The organism is Exiguobacterium sp. FSL W8-0210, from assembly GCF_038006045.1.
GTDB lineage: Bacteria > Bacillota > Bacilli > Exiguobacteriales > Exiguobacteriaceae > Exiguobacterium_A.
Genome location: NZ_JBBOUK010000001.1, coordinates 1,743,446 through 1,764,051, shown reverse-complemented (window position 1 = coordinate 1,764,051; position 20,606 = coordinate 1,743,446). Strand labels below are relative to the sequence as shown.

Sequence of the window (20,606 nt, the reverse complement as noted above, 5' to 3'; positions counted from 1 at the left end):
AATAAAATGGAGATTATGCATAGTAGCGAATAAACATAAAAGGGTGTAAAGTATAATTTAACTGAATATACAGAAAATTAAGAAGGCAAGGAGAGTGCTACTATGACATTTCATCAATACCCTGAACAGCAGGGATTATACGACCCTCGTATGGAACATGATGCGTGCGGGATCGGGGTTTACGCACATCAAACAGGACGAGCGAGTCATGAAATCGTTGAACATGCATTGGCCATGCTTTGTCAAATGGAACACCGTGGTGGACAAGGAAGCGATGCGAAAACCGGAGACGGGGCGGGTATTTTAACGCAATTACCCGATCGGTTATTTCGTGAAACGGTTCGTCACATTTCCTTCCCTAAAAAAGGGGATTATGGCGTTTTCATGATGTTCTTACCACGTGAGGAACGGGAACGGATGCGACTCGAACGAACGTTAGAGTCAATCATTTTGACGGAAGGACAAGACGTCTTAGGATGGCGTACCGTACCTGTTCAGTCCGAAGTGCTTGGGTCGGGTGCCCGCCGCACGGAGCCAGTCATTCGTCAATGTTTCATTGGTGCACAGGCGATGGAAGGATTGACATTTGAACGAACACTCTTTTTGATTCGTCGCGCATTTGAACGTGAATCGGAACAACTCGGTCTTGAACAATACGTCCTCAGTAGCTCGAGTGAAACAATCGTTTACAAAGGACTCGTGACGACGGATCAATTGCGTGCGTACTTCGATGACTTACGAGACGAACGTTATCAATCAGGATTTGGTATTGTGCATTCACGTTTTAGTACGAATACGTTCCCCAGTTGGAAACGTGCCCATCCGAACCGTTATTTGATTCACAACGGCGAAATCAATACGTTGCAAGGAAATATTCGGGCGATGCGCGGTCGAGAACGTCGACTTGCTGAGACGACGTATGGTAATCGGGCAGAGGAAGTGTTACCGATTCTAGATGAGACAGGTAGCGACTCGTCGATGCTTGATAATGCGTTTGAGTTTCTCCATCTGTCCGGACTCTCGCTCGCTGAGACAGCACTGATGCTCGTACCGGAACCATTCGAACATGCTGAGATCAGACCGGCGAAGCGCGCGTATTATGAGTACCACAGTAGCATGATGGAACCATGGGATGGTCCGTCTGCAATCGTCTTTACGAACGGAAAACAGATCGGTGCGACGCTTGACCGAAACGGTTTACGTCCAGCGCGATATGTATTGTTACGCGATGGTCACTTCATGTTGTCGTCAGAAGCAGGAGTACTCCCTCTTCGTGAACAAGACATCCTGTACAAAAAACGATTAGCACCGGGTGAACTGCTTTTACTCGACTTTGCGTCCGGTCAGTTGATCACAGACGAAGAGATTAAACGGGAGCTAGCGACACGTCATCCCTACGCGGAGTGGCTCGCGCAAGAAGTCGTGTCCCTTTCAAGTAACGACTTCAAGGAAACACTCGTTGAACTTGGAACGAAACAACGACACTTCGGATATACGCGTGAAGATATCGATCAATACTTGATCCCGCTCGTCGAAGAACAAAAGGATCCGTTAGGTGCGATGGGGACGGATATACCGCTAGCGGTCTTAAGTGAACGCCCTCAATCCTTGTTCCGATATTTCAAGCAACTGTTCGCACAAGTCACGAATCCACCGATCGACGCGTTACGCGAAGAGATCGTCACCTCGACGCTGACATGGCTTGGTCGACAAGGGGAACTGCTGACGCCGAACCGCGCGAACTGTCGTCGTGTTCGCTTAGAGACCCCGATTCTGCGACCAGACGAAGCCCATGCGCTGAAACATTGTGGGCTTAAGCAAAAAACGATTTCGACGACGTTCACCGACTCGCTTGCAGAAGCGCTCGACATAATCGTTGATGAGGCTGTGACCGCTGCACGAAACGGGTATGAATTATTGACATTATCGGATTGTCTCGTACGCCCCGGCACATTGCCGATGCCAATCCTCTTAGTGACGAGTGCGATTCATCATGCGCTGATCCGCAAGGGATTACGTACAAATCTCAGCTTGATCGTTGAAGGGGGAGAGATTCGTGAAGTCCACCATGTCGCGACGTTGCTCGGATACGGTGCGGATGCGATCTATCCATACCTGGCATACGCAACGCTTGAAGAAGCAGTAGGGGATCGGTTTAAGGATGTCGACAAACGTTATCAAAAGGCTGTCACGGAAGGCGTCGTCAAAGTCATGTCGAAGATGGGCATTTCGACGGTCTTCAGTTACCGGGGGGCGCAAATCTTTGAAGCAGTCGGAATCGACCACGCCGTCATCGACCAGCATTTCACAGGTACGGTTTCTCAATTGAGCGGGATGACGCTTGAACTGATGGAAGAAGAAGTCCGACGAGCACAACAGATTGCAGACGAACGGATTCATTTAGAATCCGGCAGTGTCTTCCGGTACCGTCAAGCGGGAGAACATCATGCCTTTAACCCAGCAACGATTCATTTGTTGCAACACGCATGCCGGACGAATGATTACCGGCTTTATCAAAAGTACGCTCAACGCATTCAGGAGGAACCGGCAACGGTGCTACGACATCTGTTGACGTTCAAGGAGACGACGGCGATCCCAATTGAAGAAGTTGAGCCTGTCAGCGAAATCGTCAAATATTTCAAGACGGGTGCGATGTCATACGGCTCGTTATCAAAAGAAGCGCACGAGACGCTTGCGATCGCGATGAACCGCTTAGGCGGAAAGAGTAATAGTGGTGAAGGCGGTGAAGAGGAGGAACGATACGAACGGGATGAAAATGGTGACTTCCGGATGAGCCGAATCAAGCAGATCGCCTCTGGTCGTTTTGGGGTGACAAGTCATTACCTCGTTCACGCGGACGAATTACAAATCAAGGTGGCACAAGGTGCGAAGCCCGGAGAAGGTGGTCAATTGCCGGGTGAAAAAGTCTATCCGTGGATCGCACGGGTGCGTGCATCGACACCGGGTGTTGGATTGATTTCCCCACCACCACATCACGATATCTATTCGATTGAAGATTTGGCCCAGTTAATTCATGACTTAAAACGTGCGAACGATCAAGCCCGGATTAGCGTCAAACTTGTCGCAAAAGGTGGCGTTGGAACGATCGCGGCTGGAGTTGTGAAGGGGCTTGCGGACGTCATTGTCATCAGTGGTCATGACGGCGGCACGGGTGCCTCGCCGAAGACGAGTATTCAACATGCCGGACTGCCATGGGAACTTGGTCTTGCTGAGACGCACCAAACGTTGACATTAAACGGGTTGCGCGAGCGTGTCGTCCTTGAAACCGACGGAAAGCTATTGACTGGTCGCGACGTCATCCTCGCCGCGATGCTCGGAGCGAATGAGTATGGGTTTGCGACAGCTCCGCTCATCGCCGTCGGATGTATCATGATGCGTGCTTGTCATCTCGATACGTGTCCTGTTGGTGTCGCGACGCAAGATCCAGAGCTCCGTAAGAAATTCACGGGATCTGCCGATGACGTCGTCCATTTCATGACGTTCATTGCTGAGGAAGTACGAGAACATTTAGCGAAACTCGGTGTAAGACGGCTGCAAGATCTCGTAGGGCGTACGGATTTACTCGAACCATCGGAGCGACAACGGACACATTGGAAAGCGAAGAGTCTTGATTTTTCGCGTCTCCTCGTCCATGTGACACACGGTCCGGCTGAACAACAACAGCATCATGTTGAGCGTTCCTTTGACGCGCGTGAAATCTCGCCGTATTTGGAGGAGGCAGATTTCAGTCAGCCTCAGACATTACGTTTAACGATTCAAAATACAGACCGTGCGATCGGAACACAGACCGGTGCCATGCTGACAAGACGGTTTGGGGCCCTTGGTCTGCCGACGGATCGATTGAAACTCGAACTGAATGGATCTGCCGGACAAAGTTTAGGCGCGTATTTACCACGCGGAGTAACACTTGATGTCACGGGAGAAGCAAATGATTACGTCGGGAAAGGATTGTCCGGGGGTATCATCGCCGTTCATCCTCCACGTTCGATTTCGTTCGTCTCGTCCGATCAATCGATCATTGGTAACGTCGCACTTTACGGGGCGACGAGTGGAGAACTTTATGTCAACGGTCAGGCAGGTGAGCGATTTGCGGTTCGAAACAGTGGAGCCGTCGCCGTCGTCGAAGGAATTGGCAACCATGGACTCGAGTATATGACCGGTGGATCCGTCGTCGTCCTTGGCGATGTCGGAAAAAACTTTGCTGCCGGTATGTCAGGTGGTGTCGCCTATGTCTTGCCGCGTCATCCTGAACAATTTTTACAACGTGTCAACCGCGAACTCGTTTCGACGGGACCTGTCACGCATGTCGAAGAGATTGCGCGACTGAAGACGTTCATCGAACGTCACGTCGCACGGACCGGAAGTGAGCAGGGAGATGCGATTCTAGCGAACTGGGATCATGTCATTCATTCGTTCATCCGCGTCATTCCTTCGACGTATGAGAAAGTGACGACGTTGATGGCTGATTTCGCAAAACAAGGACACAACACCGAAGAAGCGATGTTGCTCGCATTTGAGACACATCTAGGGCGCAGAACAGGAGGGGTACGATGAAACGACGCGATCAATTCATGACAGTTGCTCGTTCGGGTGGGACGGAACGACATCCAAGCGAACGGGTGGGTGACTTTAAGGAATATAAGATGGCTTTGACGGAAGCGGAAGCGAGTCAACAAGCAAGTCGATGTATGGATTGTGGCACCCCGTTTTGCCATGTAGGGGAAGTATTTGATCAAGTGAAGATTGGTTGTCCAGTCTATAACGTGATTCCAGAATGGAACTTGCTCGTAGAAGAAGGACGTTTTCAAGAGGCACTCGATCGCCTTCTTGAGACGAACAATTTCCCAGAATTCACGGGTCGTGTCTGCCCAGCGCCATGTGAAGGATCGTGTACGTTGTCGATTCATGAACCTGCGGTCGCGATCAAAGATATCGAACGGACGATCATCGACATTGGCTTCGAAAAAGGATGGGTCGTGCCCCGAATTCCAGCAATACGATCGACACGTTCGATTGCCATCGTTGGATCTGGTCCTGCCGGTCTTGCGGCTGCCGATCAGCTGAATCAAGCCGGTCACCAAGTGACGGTCTTTGAGCGGGAAGATCGGATTGGCGGATTACTCACGTACGGTATACCAGCCATGAAACTCGATAAAGAGGTCGTACAGCGCCGTGTTGATTTGCTTGAAGCGGAAGGGGTTCACTTCCGGACGAACGTCACGATCGGCGCAGATATCACTCTCGAGACACTTGAAGCGGAGTATGACGCCGTCATCTTATGTGTCGGCGCGACGGAACCACGCAAATTGATGGATGCGCCAACGCGTGGAGTCGGTTATGCGATGGATTATTTGACAGGGGTAACACGTCACGTGCTCTCGCAAGAACCGTTGTCTGCTGATCATGACGCAAAAGATAAAGATATTCTCGTCATCGGTGGAGGCGACACCGGAGCGGACTGTGTGGCAACAGCACTCCGTCAACGTTGTCGCTCCGTCGTCCAATTCGGTAAACATGAACAACCGGGTACGACGCGTGCAACAGGAAACATGTGGCCGGATACACCGTCACTCTACTCCATCGATTATGGGTACGCAGAAGCGTTTCAACAATTCGGTCGGGATCCTCGTGAATACTTGATCGCGATCAAGCGATTCACAACAAGTGAATCGGGTCAAGTCACGGGTGTCTGGACGATTCAGACAACGAAAACAAAAAATGAATCGGGAGCAGTGATCTTTGAGGAGATCGAAGGGAGCGATCGTTACTTCCCGGTCGATCAAGTCTGGATCGCCATCGGATTCAGTGGTGTCGAAGAGAATGTACTCGAACATTTAGCGGTCGCCTCGGAACGTGGAAAAATCAAGACGACGCGTTACGCGACGAACCGGCCAGGCGTATTTGCCGCAGGTGACGCAAGACGGGGTCAATCATTGATCGTCTGGGCGATTCGCGAAGGTCGTGAAGTAGCGGAAGCCGTCGGACACTATTTAAAAGCAATGCAACAAACAGGCTAAATCACATAGCCTGGATTTCTGGCATCATCAGAAATCCAGGCTTTTTTGTGTTTGGCAAAGAAAGCTGCCAGTTCAAAAATAACTATTGATTTTGTTTCAAGGTGAAACACCGAAAATATTTCTGCTATTCTTATAAAATGAAGAGGAGGTATGACAGATGAATTCAGAAATCATCTATTTCGTATGCGAGAGTGGAATGGCGAGTAGTGTCATGGGTGCTACGATTTTAAGAAAGCGCTTACTTGAATGCGGTATTACGACAGACGTTAAGACATGTCGGATCGCAGAACTACCTGATCAGGCATCTTTTATCGTCGGAGAAACGCAACTCGTCCATCGACACGTATGGAAAACACATTGTTCGGTGCATCCAGTCGATCGGGTTCTTGATCCGACTGCATATGATGTCATCCTCGAATCTTGGCAGAAAAGAGTGAGGCTGCATGACTGAATTTACACCACGGGAACATGATATCTTATTTTTCCTCTTATCACGCGAAGAACCTGTTCAAATACAAGAGATCGCGGAAACACTCGAGACATCGGAACGAACGATTCAACGTGAACGCGATCGTCTTGCCCAATCTTTAGAAGATTATGACTTGCGTTTGACATATGTCCGCGGCAGAGGTCTCTTAATTGAAGGAACAGACGAAGCCAAACATGCATTACGGGACCAACTCTTGTTGTCACATAAACAATTACCGAACGCTGAAGATCGCCAAGTCGAGTTAGCGTATCGGCTACTACAAGAAGAAGGGATGGTCAAATTACAGGCGATCGCCCATGCGATGTATGTGGCTCCGAGCACGGTTAGCCAGGATTTAGAGCGGATTGATGAATGGTTTCTACAATATGACCTTGAAATCAAGCGAAAAAAAGGTATTGGTGCCGAAGTCATCGGCGAAGAAATCAACAAACGCCGTTTACTGATTTCATTGATCTTTACGCAATGGGATGTTCTTGCTTTCTATCGCTTGTTACAAGGCGACGCCGGGCAATTACCTCATCTGTTACGCATGAATCGAACATCCTGGCTTGAGATGATCAATCAAGCGTACGCGGTCATAGCACCATTGACGAAAGAAGGGCGTCTCAATGACCGACAAATCATGCGTGCGACACTCAGCTTAGCTTTACAAGCGTTACGCAAAGATCAGTTTCCGATGCGTTACGAGTTAAAAGCGTATCCGGTCGAAATCCTCAAATGGGTGGAACGCGTCGAAGAGCGTTTACCTGACACGTTGTCGATTGCTGAACGCCAATGGTTATCAGAAGAATTGCGTGCTTTCTTTCAATCGGACGCAGGGGATACGGAAGAACTCGTCACGCGCCTTCGTGTAAAACGATTGATTGAGCATGTCTCCTTACTATATGGAACGAACTTTACGAAGGATCATGCGCTAGAACGCGGACTCGTTTCGCATATTCAATCGTACACACGTCAAAATAGCGTCAATCCGTCCTATGTCATCAAACAAATCGAACGGGAATATCCGCGCTTGTTCGATGCGGTCAAACAAGCAGCGCTGTCTATCTTCACCGATGCGACATTTGAAGACGTAGATTTAGCATTTTGGGTCATGCATTTCGGAGCTGTCCTGAGTAAACCGACACCTAAACTACCATATCGTGTTCTCGTCGTTTGCTCTGCTGGACTCGGTTCTTCGAAGTTATTGATGAACCGGTTACGGCAAGAATTCGCTGAACTCGAGCACATCGATAACTCGTCCCTTTTTGGCATCGAACGGTTACCAATCGACTCGTACGACTTCGTTTTGTCGACTGTGCCGTTGCCTGATATTCGCCCACCACATCTTCTCGTCAACCCGTTGCTTCCTCAGGATGAGGTCGAACGTATCCGGAAATTAATTCTCGCCTTGCCTAAATCCTTTCAACCGGCACCGCGAAAGACGAAAACGGAATGGCTCGATCTTGAGCAATTGCATCGGCTCGTTGCATCGTCCATTCAAGTATCGGACGGATTCCGAATGGAACGGTTAGAGCGCGTGGGCGATGGGATTGAATCGCTCTTGTTTGAAATCAGTACACGCATGGTCGAGCAAAGATTAGCGAAGTCAGCTGTTTCGCTCTCTGGACAATTGCTACGTCGTCATGAGATGTCAGGTCTTGGTATTCCGGGAACGCGGCTTGCGCTGTTTCACGGACGCGATGCGACGATTCAACGAGGGGGATTTCTCATCTTTGAATTGCCTGAACCGATCGACTTGCTCGGAATGGATCAACAGTTACAATCCGTCGAACGGCTCCTCGTCTTGGTCGCACCGGAAGAGACCTCGAACGAACTGCTTGAATTACTCAGTTCGATCAGTGCTGCGATCATCGAGAGTCCCGAACAAATGGATCAATTCGAGTTCGGGGAGGAACAGACGATTCGTCTGCTTTTGAATCGAACGTTTCGAACGGTCATTGATCAATTCCTAGGTCACACTTGAAAAATCCCTGTCACTCCATTCCTGAAGTGACAGGGATTTTTTCACGTCAAGCAGGCTTCTTTTCAGTCTGTCCAACTTCTTGGACAAAGACTGAACTAGGAAAGATTGAGTAAGCGCTTGCAGTACTCTTACAATAAGGTCATAGCAAAGCAATCATCTTATCAACTCATACACGAAATGGAGGCTAACGCAATGGCGACAGCTCAAAATGGAGCACGGGGCATCCGTGTACAAGTTCAACGGTTCGGAAGCTTTTTAAGCGGTATGGTCATGCCGAACATCGGTGCATTCATCGCCTGGGGGATCATCACGGCACTGTTCATCCCAACTGGATGGGCACCAAATAAGGAACTCGGTGAACTCGTCGGTCCGACAATCACCTATCTCTTACCGTTGCTGATCGGATACACAGGCGGGAAATTAATGCATGACGTCAGAGGAGGCGTCGTCGGGACGCTCGCGACGATGGGGGTCATCGTCGGAACAGAGATTCCGATGTTCCTCGGTGCCATGATCATGGGACCACTTGGCGGATACGTCATCAAAAAGTTCGATCAGTTGATCGAAGGAAAAATCAAACCAGGTCTCGAAATGCTCGTCAACAATTTCTCGGTCGGAATCATCGGTGGGTTGTTGATGCTCGGTGGATTCAAAGTATTCGGACCACTCATGACAGGTCTTGACGACATCATGGCTGCAGCAGTTGGTGCGATCGTCAGTGCACACTTGCTACCATTAGCGAGTATGTTCATTGAACCAGCGAAAATTTTATTCTTGAACAACGCCATTAACCACGGCATCTTAAGTCCACTTGGTCTCGACCAAGTAAACGAGGCGGGTAAATCAGTTCTGTTCTTACTCGAAGCTAACCCCGGTCCGGGTCTCGGATTGTTACTCGCTTACTCGTTCTTCGGTTCTGGTGCAGCGAAGAAAACAGCACCCGGTGCAGCATTTATCCAATTCATCGGTGGAATTCACGAAATCTATTTCCCATACGTCTTGATGAAGCCAGTCTTGTTGCTTGCGATGATTGCAGGTGGCATGAGTGGTATCCTCACCTTCGTCCTGTTTGATGTCGGATTAGTCGCACCCGCTTCACCAGGTAGTATCATCGCGGTCCTCGCAATGGCATCACGCGGTTCTTACGTCGGATTGATTGCAGGTGTCCTTGTTTCAGCATCTGTGACCTTCGTTGTCTCAACTGTTCTGCTGAAGACAAGCAAAGCAAAAGAGACATCCCTTGAAGAAGCAAGCGCGAACGTCAGTGCGATGAAAGGAAAACAATCGATTGCCTCGACACTCGTTTCAGCTGATGCCAAACCACTTGCGGAAGTCGAACATATCATCTTCGCTTGTGACGCTGGTATGGGATCGAGTGCGATGGGAGCATCCGTCCTTCGCAATAAGATCAATAAAGCGGGCTTACCGATCAAGGTAACGAATACGTCGATCAGTCAATTGCCGCCAAACGCCGAACTGATCATCACGCATCGTGATTTGACGGAGCGGGCGAAGGAACAAGTACCAACGGCAGAACACCGATCAGTCGATAATTTCTTAAATGCCGGATATTATGATCAACTCGTTCATGAGATCGAAACAGCAAGAAATAAGATTTCTTAAAAATAAAGATAGAGATATTCAAGGAGGAATAAACATGACAACGACAATGAACCTTTCACCGGAACTTGTATTATTGGACCAACAATTCGCAGACGAGACGGCAGCCATTACGGCTGCCGGTCAACTCCTCGTCGATCATGGATATGTCGAAGCGGGTTATATCGATTCAATGCAAGAGCGTCACGCTTTATCAACGGTCTATATCGGTAATCATGTCGCGATTCCCCACGGAACAGAGTCGGCTAAATCACAAGTCAAGAAAACGGGGCTATCGATTCTACAAGTACCGCAAGGCGTAGCTTTCGGAAGGGAACAAGCACGACTCGTCATCGGCATCGCTGGCGTCGGGGACGAACACCTCGAGTTGTTATCAAATATCGCGGTCATTTGCTCCGATGAGGAGAACGTCGAGCGTATCGTGGCAGCGACATCAAAAGAAGAAATCATCGCCTTATTGACAGCGGAGGTGTAACCATGAAAGCCATCCATTTTGGTGCCGGTAATATCGGACGTGGTTTCATCGGCTTACAACTTGTCAAGACGGGTTACGAAGTCTGTTTCGTAGATGTCAATACGACGGTCGTCGATGCATTAAAAGCACGCCATACCTATGAGGTCGGTTATGCCTCTGAAAGAGGAGGACGTGAACGGGTCAACGGCGTGACAGCACTCAACAGTTTATCTGAACCGGATCAAGTCATTGCAGCGATTCGCGATGCAGATGTGATTACAACAGCTGTCGGCCCGAGCTTGTTGTCGAAAGTGGCTCCTTTGATCGCGGAAGGGTTACGTCAACGTGATCAACAGACACCTGTCTACGTCATTGCGTGTGAGAACATGATTGGTGGGTCAAAACACTTGCAAACAGAGGTGGCGAAACATCAGCCGGTAGCGGAAAACTGGTATTTCCCGAATGCAGCGGTTGACCGGATCGTGCCGCTTCAGCATCATGAAGACCCGTTGTACGTCGAAGTGGAAGAATTCTTCGAATGGGTGATTGAGACGACTGGACTACCGGAAGCCTATCCACGGATCGAAGGCGTCACCTATGTCGAGAACATCGAACCGTTCATCGAGCGGAAGCTGTTCACTGTCAACACGGGACATGCGATCGCTTCTTATCTCGGAGCACTATTCCATAAAGAGACAATCGCTGAAAGTTTAACGGATCCACGCATCCGTCGTGGTGTCCAGACAGCACTTTACGAAACAGGATGGCTATTACTTGAAAAGTACGGCTTTAATCCGGTCGATCATAGTGCGTATATCCAAAAGAATATGAAACGCTTTGAAAACCCGCGGATTCATGATGAAATCATACGTGTCGCTCGTTCCCCGATTCGTAAACTGAGTCCAAGTGACCGACTCGTCAAACCAGCAAAGGAATTGATGGAGCGTGGCATCGAAGCAGATGGATTAGCGCGTGGGATCGCAGCAGCCCTAACCTATTTCGATCCAAATGATTCAGAATCTTCAGAATTAAATGCGTATATTACGAAACATGGAATCGAAGATGCGCTGAACGCATATCTACAACTGTCAGCAACGGATCCACTTGGATCTCGAATCGTCGAACATTATGAAGCGATGCAACAACAAGTCAATTCGATTGCTTAAGAATGAATAACTCTGTAAGCCGAACACCTTTCATATCTGTGGAGGGTGTTTTTAGTTTGCGATTTAAATATGTCTTGGTATCAACGAAAAAAGCAGTTTCTAAAAATCTTACTATCACAATTTGATTACAATTTGTATATTAAATTCGGAATATTCGAAAACGAATATTTAGCGATTAAAATACATTGTACGCTATATGAACGGAACATCTCTATTCCGATTTTTCAGGTAAGAGAAGGTGATCATATGTTGAATTATAAAGTGAATGTATATAGATTAAACGGAACACGACCAAAAGCAACAAAAGGAACCGGACCGAAGCATTTGATTTATTCGAGTCAGTTTTCTTCACGTACACCAGTCCATTTATTGCATCAACTCATCTTGAATCGATTGTTGGTTGAGCAAGAAAAAAACCTAGATTTAACGTATACGATCGAAGTAAATGCGGTACTTGATCAATTCGTGATCGACGTCCGTGTCTTTTCAACAGATACGGTCAGCATCCAAGTCGAGCGTGACTTGATTGAAATCATTGAACGTGAAGAAGTCCGTCATATCCCAGCGCTTGAAATCGGAAAACCGGATTTCGCGGAATTCGCCCACATCGTCTTAAAGGTTAAGGAAGGTGGACCACGCCTTTCACAAGAGGATACGCAACGAATTTTCAATGAGTCTGGTGTTCGAGGACGAATTATCCTGCACAAGGAGCGCATCGATAGTCATGAACCCTCCCATTCGATTCAGTTGTTGATTGGTGGGGCCGAGAAGTGTTTGTACAGTCTCTCGCAATATCAGCTTGATCCACTCTTCCGTAAACATGGTTTGACGATTCAATCCTTGAATCTGTTACCGTTTGATTTATTCATGATTCGCGACAAAATCGCGATGCTGTCTTCAGCAGATGCTTCGCAACTGTGGATTGATGACATCACGACATCCAAGAATGGACGATCACATCAGATTTGTTTTAACGATGGGAATGAATGCATGACGGTCATCTGTGATCTTCATGGATCAATTCGGTCTTATAAGTGTTCGTGATGGTTTAATTCTTCTTCGAATAGGCTACATTCTTAACAGAGGTTCTAACGAAGGGGAGTCGAACAATCATGTTATCTAAACAACAGACGGAAGAATTCAAGCAACGGTTATTAAAGGAAAAAGAAAAGACGACATCAAACATCGAACAACGCGATACGGATTACGATGAAGGTGAATTGTCGAGTTACGATAATCATCCTGCCGATTCCGGCGATGAATTGTTCTTGCGGGAACGCGATCAAGCGATCACGGACATGCAAGAGGATATGCTGTCGGATGTGGATCGTGCCCTAAAAGCGATCGAGGACGGGACGTATGGTATTTGTGAAGTATGCGGAAAAGAGATTGAGATTGAACGTCTTGATATCATTCCGGAAACGTTATTATGTATCGAGCATGCAAAAGAAGAAGCAGAACAAAACGAGAACGATCCGAATTCGCGACCAAGTGAAGAAGATGTACTTGATCCATCTGTCACTGCCCGCGGGAAAGACATCGACGGTGATACGGATGGATTCTCGAAAGTAAGTGATTTCGGTAGTTCCGATACACCGTCTGACCAAGAAGACGGGATTGACCCGACACGGTCTTGACCGGCAAAACATCTCCCGAAAATGGAGATGTTTTTTTCTCGAAAAAATCACAAATAGTTACCGTAATTTTTTGACTTTTCATATAATTTTGGTACGATGGTATCGAGGGGCTGTTTTAGCCTATATTAAAATGTAAGCGCATACAAGAATCCGTCTCACTGCTTGACCATTTTAGTTGAGGGAGGAAATAACGCATGATTTATGACATTCCGAACAAGCAAGGGTCAAAGGTACAGTACAAGGAACGGTATGAAAATTACATCAATGGAAAGTGGACGGCACCTGTCGGGGGAGAATATTTGATAATGTAACACCTGTCACGGGTAAAGTATTGTGCCAAGTCGCTCGTTCCGGTAAGGAAGACATCGAACTGACTCTTGACGCAGCGCATGCCGCAAAAGAAGCATGGGGGAAGACGTCTGTAACGGAACGTTCAAACATTTTAAATAAAATCGCGAATCGGATGGAAGAAAACCTTGAGATGCTCGCTTATGCAGAGACACTTGAGAACGGGAAAGCGGTCCGTGAGACACTCAACGCGGATTTACCGCTTGCAATTGATCACTTCCGCTATTTCGCCGGCGTCATCCGTGCCCAAGAAGGTTCGGTCGGTGAACTTGACCAAGATACGGTCGCGTATCACTTCCATGAGCCACTTGGCGTCGTCGGTCAAATCATTCCGTGGAACTTCCCGCTTTTAATGGCTGTCTGGAAATTAGCACCAGCTCTCGCGGCAGGAAACTGTGTCGTCTTAAAACCAGCAGAACAAACACCAGCAAGCATCATGGTACTCGTTGAACTCATCGAAGACTTACTTCCACCAGGTGTTCTTAACATCGTCAATGGATTTGGTCTTGAGGCAGGGAAACCACTCGCTTCAAGCAAACGAATCGCCAAAATCGCCTTTACGGGTGAGACGACGACAGGACGTTTGATCATGCAGTACGCATCACAGAACCTGATTCCGGTCACACTCGAGCTTGGTGGGAAATCACCGAACATCTTCTTCGAAGATATCATGCAGGCAGATGATGCCTTCTTCGATAAAGCAATCGAAGGATTACTGATGTTTGCATTGAACCAAGGAGAAGTCTGTACGTGTCCGTCGCGTGCCTTGATTCAAGAATCAATTTACGAGCCGTTCATGGAACGTGTTCTTGAGCGCGTCAAAGCCATCAAGATCGGAAATCCTCTTGATTCGGACGTCATGATGGGGGCTCAAGCTTCGAACGAACAGATGGAGAAAATCCTTTCGTATCTTAAAATCGGTAAGTCGGAAGGCGCAGAATGTCTCATCGGTGGAGAGCGCAATATGCTCGAAGGGGATCTCGCAGAAGGATATTACATCCAACCAACGATCTTCAAAGGACACAATAAGATGAGAATCTTCCAAGAAGAAATTTTCGGACCGGTTCTATCGGTCACGACATTCAAGACGGAAGAAGAAGCACTCGAAATTGCGAATGATACGTTATATGGTCTTGGTGCGGGCGTCTGGACACGTGATATGAACCGTGCTTATCGGTTTGGGCGTGCGATCGAAGCAGGACGCGTCTGGACGAACTGTTATCACCAATATCCAGCTCACGCGGCGTTTGGTGGTTACAAAATGTCAGGGATCGGACGTGAAAACCATAAGATGATGCTCAACCATTACCAACGGACGAAAAACCTACTCGTTAGTTACAACCCGAATAAACTCGGTTTCTTCTAAGTCGGAAAGGACGTGGATGCAAATGGTGGAACGTGTTCAGGCGACAGCAACTTGTTTAGAGTTAATCGACCAGTTGAGAGAAAAACACGGTCCGTTGATGTTTCATCAATCTGGTGGTTGTTGCGATGGCAGTTCCCCGATGTGTTTTGCGCAGGGTGATCTATTTCTAGGGGATCAGGATAAAAAACTAGGAGAGATCGGTGGTTGTCCGTTTTATATTCATGAAGATCAATATGAGTACTGGAAACATACGCAACTCATCATTGATGTCGTGAATGGTCGAGGCGGAATGTTCTCTCTTGAGGGTGTCGAAGGGAAACGTTTTTTGACACGCTCCCATGCGTTCACGCAAGAGGAATATGCTGAACTATCAGCATCAAGTTAAAAAAGATTCAAACACGATTTCGTCGAGGTGACTTGTTCATTCAGGTCGCTTGTGCGGAATCGTGTTTTTTGTTCGTATCACGACGTTCTAACAGGATAAAAGTTGGTAATGCGGCATAAGAACGGTATAATGAACTCATATTTTGACGAGAAGATAGTTTCACACTATGACATTATAGGGGGTCACCATGAAATATCCATTTTTAGGTTGGACAGGTCAAACGATCGGAGTGACGGCGCCCTCCTCCGGATTACGTGAACAGCAACAGGAATGGGTCGAACAAGCAGTTGAACAGGTACAAGCACGGCAAATGAACGTCCGTTTAGGCGAAACGATTTGGTCGCATCAACTTGCTGAGAGTGCACCGGTCAAACAACGCGCCGAAGAATTGAATCACATGATGACGGATGAGACGATTGATGCCGTCATCCCGCCATTTGGCGGGGAACGCGCCATTGATCTTTTACCCGAGTTGACGCTAGCTACTTACCAAACAAAATGGTTGCTTGGCTATTCCGATATCAGTACGTTATTGCTCAGTCTGACGCTTCAGACGGGAATCGCGACAGCACATGGTCCGAATTTCGTTGAGCTTCGGAGTGAAGAATGGGACGAGACGACAAGTGCCTGGCGACGGGTGCTCGCGACGCCAACTGGAGGAACCGTCACACAATGGGCTTCCGATCGTTATCAACCCGAGTGGACTGATGAAGAACGTCCAACAGGTTCGTTATTTCAGCTAACGGAAGCGACGGAATGGAAAGCACTTGATGAGCGAACAGAAGTGACCGGACGGTTACTTGGTGGGTGTCTGGAGACGATTCGCCATCTGATTGGAACACCGTATGGAGATGTGCAGCGTTTCCAGCGTGAAGAGATCAACGGAGAACCGATACTCTGGTACTTTGAGGTGTCTGAAGCGAATTCTGCAGAGGTACACCGGACGCTGCGACAAATGGCGTATGCTGGGTGGTTCGACCATGCGGCTGGCTTTTTATTTGGCCGTACGTCTGCAAGGATTATAGAAGACCTGACATGGCTAGACGTATATCAATATCTCGCGGATGAGACGGGCTTACCAGTTTTATATGATCTTGACATCGGTCATCAACCGCCACAGTTGACGTTAATCAATGGAGCGACGGGGACGATTCGTATTCAAGGGAAAGATTCACGAATCGATCTGACGTTCAACTAAAAAGGAGAGCACGCAATGGCACGTCGTAAGTTTCAAGCATTAGGCGTTTATAAACGCGTCCATATCAACCCGGAGACACGTCGGATGACGTTACCGGAACCATTTTACGATGCACTTCGTCTAGAAGATGAATTGCTGATTGCACAAGTCGGAGATGTTCTCGTCATGCGACGTCCGGGGGAGGTCGTCGAGACAGAAACGGAATTATTGAGCGAACTCGTAGAAGATGGATTCACGGGTACAGAGCTTGTCCAGGAATTTGCCTACCGGCGTCAGCAACAAGAACAACGATTACGTCAACAAGTCTTGCAGGATGAAGAGGATGACCATGCTGCTCAACTGAAGATCGAGCTATAACTGAAAGAAGGAGTGGGGCAGATGCGTCGCAGAACAAAAATTGGAATCGGAGTCATCGGATCCGGATTAGTAGCAGCGAGTTATTATTTTTATGAGATGGCAATCGCCACGAATCCGAAGCCTTTCTTATCGAATAATCGGGATTTGAGTGATGAGATGGTCCGATTGATGCAACCTGGACAGACCTGGATCAAGGAGCAGCCGCTCGAGCGGATCGAGATTGAAGCGAAAGATGGTTTGACGTTACGAGGGCATTTTCTTCCGTCACCTGTTCCGTCAGATCGGATCGTCATTCTCGTGCACGGGTACGGAGGCGTCGGAACGGATTTAGCCGGATTCGCCTATCTGTACCATCAGGCCGGTTTCCATGTCATGATGCCCGATAATCGTGGACACGGAATGAGTGACGGTCACTATATCGGATTCGGATGGCATGATCGGGAAGATTGTCTCAGTTGGTCGAACTATCTGATTGATCGGATCGGACAGGATGCGAAACTGTTCTTGCATGGGGTGTCGATGGGAGGGGCGACCGTATTGATGACGAGTGGCGAACAACTCCCACCACAAATCAAAGGAATCATTTCTGATTGTGCCTATACGTCCGTCAATGCTGTCCTTGCGTATCAGATGAAGCGGATGTATCGACTACCACACTTTCCGTTCTTAGGCATGACGAGCGTATTGACGAAGCTAAAGGCAGGTTATACGTTCCGTGAAGCATCAGCGTTGAAACAAGTCAAAAAAGCACAGGTACCGATTTTGTTCATCCATGGTGGGGCGGATACGTTTGTACCGACAGATATGGTATATGAGCTGTATGAAGCTTGTCCAACGGAAAAAGAGCTCGTCGTCATTCCAAATGCCGCTCATGCGATGGCCTATTTTGAGGATCCGGCATTGTATGATGATGTCGTCAAGAAGTTCGTTCGCAACATCTTGCGAAATGATTGACAACTCAGTTCGTTACCCGCTATATTAATATCATAAATCAACGTCGTCGTGGCGGAACTGGTAGACGCGCTAGACTCAGAATCTAGTGGTGGCAACACCGTGGAGGTTCAAGTCCTCTCGGCGGCATAAATGATTGAAGGAGGCAATCCCAGCAAGGGGTTGCCTTCTTTTTTGTTGCTGAATAGAAAACGATTACAACGAATAAAAATTCAGAAATATTTATCTTTTTAGAATTTTTCTGGTAAAATACGTTTTAAAGAGGGTACTCTTCAGGGAAAGTACTAAGTGAAGTAGACAATCTTTAACACATAGGAGAGGGGAAACAAACATGAAAAAAGGGAGTATCTTGCTAGCGCTCTTGATGAGCTGTGTTCTCGTACTTGGTGCATGTAGCATCGGTTCGAAAGAAGAAGAGTCGTCTGAAGGAAAGACGTATAAGGTCGGCATTGACGTCACGTATCCACCATTCGAATATAAAGACGGGGATACGTACAAAGGAATCGACATCGATCTCATGAAAGCAATCGCGAAGGATCAGAACTTCAAGATTCAATTTGAAGCGATGGACTTTAGCGGCATTATTCCGGCACTTCAAGCAAATCAATTGGACGTTGCCATTGCTGGTATGAGTATTACGCCAGAACGGAAGAAAGTCGTCACATTCTCGGATCCATACTTCAAAGCTGGTCTTATTCTAGTCGTCAAAGAAGATGAGAATGGTATTAAATCCGTCAACGATTTAAAAGGGAAAAAAGTAGCCGTCAAAAAGGGAACGACGGGTGCGAAATATGCAACGGATAACGCAGACAAACTGGGCTTCACGGTCACACAGTTCAATGACAGCCCAGCGATGTTCCAAGAAGTGAAGAACGGTAACGCTGCTGCTTTGATTGAAGATTATCCTGTCATCTCATATGCAAACAAACAACAAAACCTTGGATTAAAACTTGTCGGAGACCGTCTCAACGGGGACAACTACGGGATCGCTGTCTTAAAAGGTGAGAACGAGGATCTGATGAAGAAAATCAACAAAGGGCTTGCGAATCTGAAAGAAAACGGTGAATACGATAAAATCGTTGACACGTATCTGAAATAAGTCGCAAGGCGATAAGGGAGTGGGATAGCCAATGGAAGTGGTCAAAACCGCATTTCCATTTTTCTTGGAAGGGCTTCAAGTCACATTGTATATTTTCATCATCGCGGTCATCGTCGGCTTTCTGATTGGCTTAGTCGTCGCATTGATGCGGTTATCACCATCAAAAATCTTAAACGGGATCGCGATTGTCTATATTGATGTCATTCGCGGAACGCCGTTCATCGTTCAGTTATTCTTCATCTATTTTGGACTTAACTCGCTCGAATGGTTATCGATGGACCGGATGTATGCAGGGATACTGACGGTCGCAATCAATGCCGGTGCTTATTTTGCAGAGATCATTCGAGCTGGTATCCAGTCGATTGATAAAGGACAAACAGAAGCTGCACGTTCACTCGGGATGACAGGGCGTCAAACGATGGTGCAGATCATCTTACCGCAAGCATTCCGGCGGATGTTACCAACGATTACGAACCAATCGATCATCAGCTTAAAAGATACCTCGTTGCTGTCGATCATCGGCATCGCTGATTTGACGCAACAAGGTCAAGTTCAGCAATCGACGACGTTTGAGCCTTTCATCGTCTGGTCCGTCGTCGGATTGATGTACTTCGTCATCATTTATCTTTTGTCCTTAGTGGCGAAGTTCTTGGAACGGAGGTTTACATTACGATGAGTATCATTGAAGTGAAGAACTTAAAAAAATCCTTCGGTTCGAATGAAGTCTTAAAAGACATCAACGTCTCGATAGCCGAAAAAGAAGTCGTTTGTGTCATCGGTCCGTCGGGATCTGGGAAAAGTACGTTTTTACGCTGTTTGAATCGATTGGAAGAGATCACGGGTGGTACGGTCATCGTCGATAATTTCGACATCACGAGTCCAAAGGTCGATATCAACAAGGTCCGGGAAGAAGTCGGGATGGTCTTTCAACATTTTAATCTCTTTCCGCATAAGACCGTGCTAGAAAACGTCACGCTTGCACCGATCAAAGTGCGCAAATCGGATAAAGAACAGGCGAAACAGCGGGCGCTTGAACTCCTCGATAAAGTCGGATTACGGGAAAAAGCCGATAATTATCCAGGTGAATTATCTGGGGGGCAAAAACAGCGGGTCGCAATTGCCCGCGCGCTTGCAATGAACCCGAAAATCATGTTATTTGATGAGCCGACGTCAGCGCTCGACCCGGAAATGGTCGGTGACGTGCTTGCCGTCATGAAACAACTTGCCCTTGAAGGCATGACGATGGTCGTCGTGACCCATGAGATGGGATTTGCTCGTGAGGTCGGAGATCGCGTCTTATTCATGGATGGTGGCTATATCGTCGAAGAGAACGTACCACAAGCATTGTTTGATTCTCCACAACACGAACGGACGCAATCGTTCCTTAGTAAAGTCTTATGATGGAACCGGCGTATCTAACTGCGGATACGCCGGTTTTTTAACGAATCATAAATAACTGACTAAGTGCTCATAAGAAAAACTTATACATTTAAGCGTGAGAATTTGGGAATTCGAAATGCACACACAGGAA

The 20,606-nt window shown here is 47.7% G+C and carries 16 protein-coding genes, 1 tRNA gene and 1 pseudogene; all 18 read left to right on the top strand.

Features of this window, described 5'->3' with window-relative positions; translation table 11 throughout:
• The first annotated feature begins 102 nt into the window (after positions 1-102).
• The 18 genes and pseudogenes from gltB to MKY22_RS09280 all read left to right on the top strand — a co-directional run bounded on the left by gltB (position 103) and on the right by MKY22_RS09280 (position 20,476).
• Positions 103-4,575, top strand: coding sequence for a glutamate synthase large subunit (gltB, locus tag MKY22_RS09365; RefSeq protein WP_341088505.1), 4,473 nt, complete (start codon positions 103-105; stop codon positions 4,573-4,575).
• Positions 4,572-6,038 (top strand): glutamate synthase subunit beta, encoded by a 1,467-nt coding sequence (locus MKY22_RS09360; RefSeq protein WP_341088504.1) that lies wholly within the window; start codon positions 4,572-4,574, stop codon positions 6,036-6,038. The genes gltB and MKY22_RS09360 overlap by 4 nt, the downstream gene beginning before the upstream one ends.
• Before the next feature lie 157 nt (positions 6,039-6,195).
• On the top strand, positions 6,196-6,489 hold the full coding sequence (locus MKY22_RS09355; protein ID WP_050678288.1) for a hypothetical protein: 294 nt from the start codon (positions 6,196-6,198) through the stop codon (positions 6,487-6,489).
• The gene (locus MKY22_RS09350; RefSeq protein ID WP_341088502.1) at positions 6,482-8,494 is read left to right on the top strand and encodes a BglG family transcription antiterminator; all 2,013 of its coding nucleotides are present in this window, start codon (positions 6,482-6,484) and stop codon (positions 8,492-8,494) included. The genes MKY22_RS09355 and MKY22_RS09350 overlap by 8 nt, the downstream gene beginning before the upstream one ends.
• A gap of 177 nt (positions 8,495-8,671) precedes the next feature.
• Entirely contained in the window at positions 8,672-10,117 is a 1,446-nt protein-coding gene (locus MKY22_RS09345) for a PTS mannitol transporter subunit IICB (protein WP_341088501.1), read from the top strand.
• 34 nt (positions 10,118-10,151) lie between these two features.
• Positions 10,152-10,589: a PTS sugar transporter subunit IIA gene (locus MKY22_RS09340; protein ID WP_341088499.1), complete on the top strand. Its 438-nt coding sequence runs from the start codon at positions 10,152-10,154 to the stop codon at positions 10,587-10,589.
• 2 nt (positions 10,590-10,591) lie between these two features.
• Positions 10,592-11,734 (top strand): mannitol-1-phosphate 5-dehydrogenase, encoded by a 1,143-nt coding sequence (locus tag MKY22_RS09335; RefSeq protein ID WP_341088497.1) that lies wholly within the window; start codon positions 10,592-10,594, stop codon positions 11,732-11,734.
• Positions 11,735-11,995: 261 nt separating this feature from the next.
• Complete coding sequence (locus MKY22_RS09330) at positions 11,996-12,778, top strand: hypothetical protein (RefSeq protein WP_341088496.1); 783 nt, start codon at positions 11,996-11,998, stop codon at positions 12,776-12,778.
• 68 nt (positions 12,779-12,846) lie between these two features.
• Entirely contained in the window at positions 12,847-13,371 is a 525-nt protein-coding gene (locus MKY22_RS09325; protein ID WP_035407390.1) for a TraR/DksA C4-type zinc finger protein, read from the top strand.
• A gap of 194 nt (positions 13,372-13,565) precedes the next feature.
• Positions 13,566-15,085 (top strand): annotated as a pseudogene (gene adh, locus MKY22_RS09320) (aldehyde dehydrogenase).
• Positions 15,086-15,107: 22 nt separating this feature from the next.
• Positions 15,108-15,470 carry a DUF779 domain-containing protein gene (locus MKY22_RS09315; RefSeq protein ID WP_341088492.1) on the top strand — a complete coding sequence of 121 codons (363 nt, stop codon included), beginning with the start codon at positions 15,108-15,110 and terminating at the stop codon, positions 15,468-15,470.
• Positions 15,471-15,657: 187 nt separating this feature from the next.
• Positions 15,658-16,668: a S66 family peptidase gene (locus MKY22_RS09310; protein WP_341088489.1), complete on the top strand. Its 1,011-nt coding sequence runs from the start codon at positions 15,658-15,660 to the stop codon at positions 16,666-16,668.
• Positions 16,669-16,683: 15 nt separating this feature from the next.
• Positions 16,684-17,025 (top strand): hypothetical protein, encoded by a 342-nt coding sequence (locus MKY22_RS09305; protein ID WP_050678281.1) that lies wholly within the window; start codon positions 16,684-16,686, stop codon positions 17,023-17,025.
• Between the two features lie 21 nt (positions 17,026-17,046).
• Positions 17,047-17,979 carry an alpha/beta hydrolase gene (locus tag MKY22_RS09300; protein WP_341088487.1) on the top strand — a complete coding sequence of 311 codons (933 nt, stop codon included), beginning with the start codon at positions 17,047-17,049 and terminating at the stop codon, positions 17,977-17,979.
• A gap of 42 nt (positions 17,980-18,021) precedes the next feature.
• Positions 18,022-18,105, top strand: a tRNA-Leu gene (locus MKY22_RS09295).
• 202 nt (positions 18,106-18,307) lie between these two features.
• A complete protein-coding gene (locus MKY22_RS09290) occupies positions 18,308-19,075 on the top strand; it encodes a transporter substrate-binding domain-containing protein (protein WP_023468551.1) in 768 nt (255 codons plus the stop codon).
• Positions 19,076-19,106: 31 nt separating this feature from the next.
• Positions 19,107-19,751: an amino acid ABC transporter permease gene (locus tag MKY22_RS09285; RefSeq protein ID WP_023468550.1), complete on the top strand. Its 645-nt coding sequence runs from the start codon at positions 19,107-19,109 to the stop codon at positions 19,749-19,751.
• Positions 19,748-20,476: an amino acid ABC transporter ATP-binding protein gene (locus tag MKY22_RS09280; RefSeq protein ID WP_251133480.1), complete on the top strand. Its 729-nt coding sequence runs from the start codon at positions 19,748-19,750 to the stop codon at positions 20,474-20,476. Before MKY22_RS09285 ends, MKY22_RS09280 begins: the two co-directional genes overlap by 4 nt.
• Positions 20,477-20,606 lie beyond the last annotated feature (130 nt).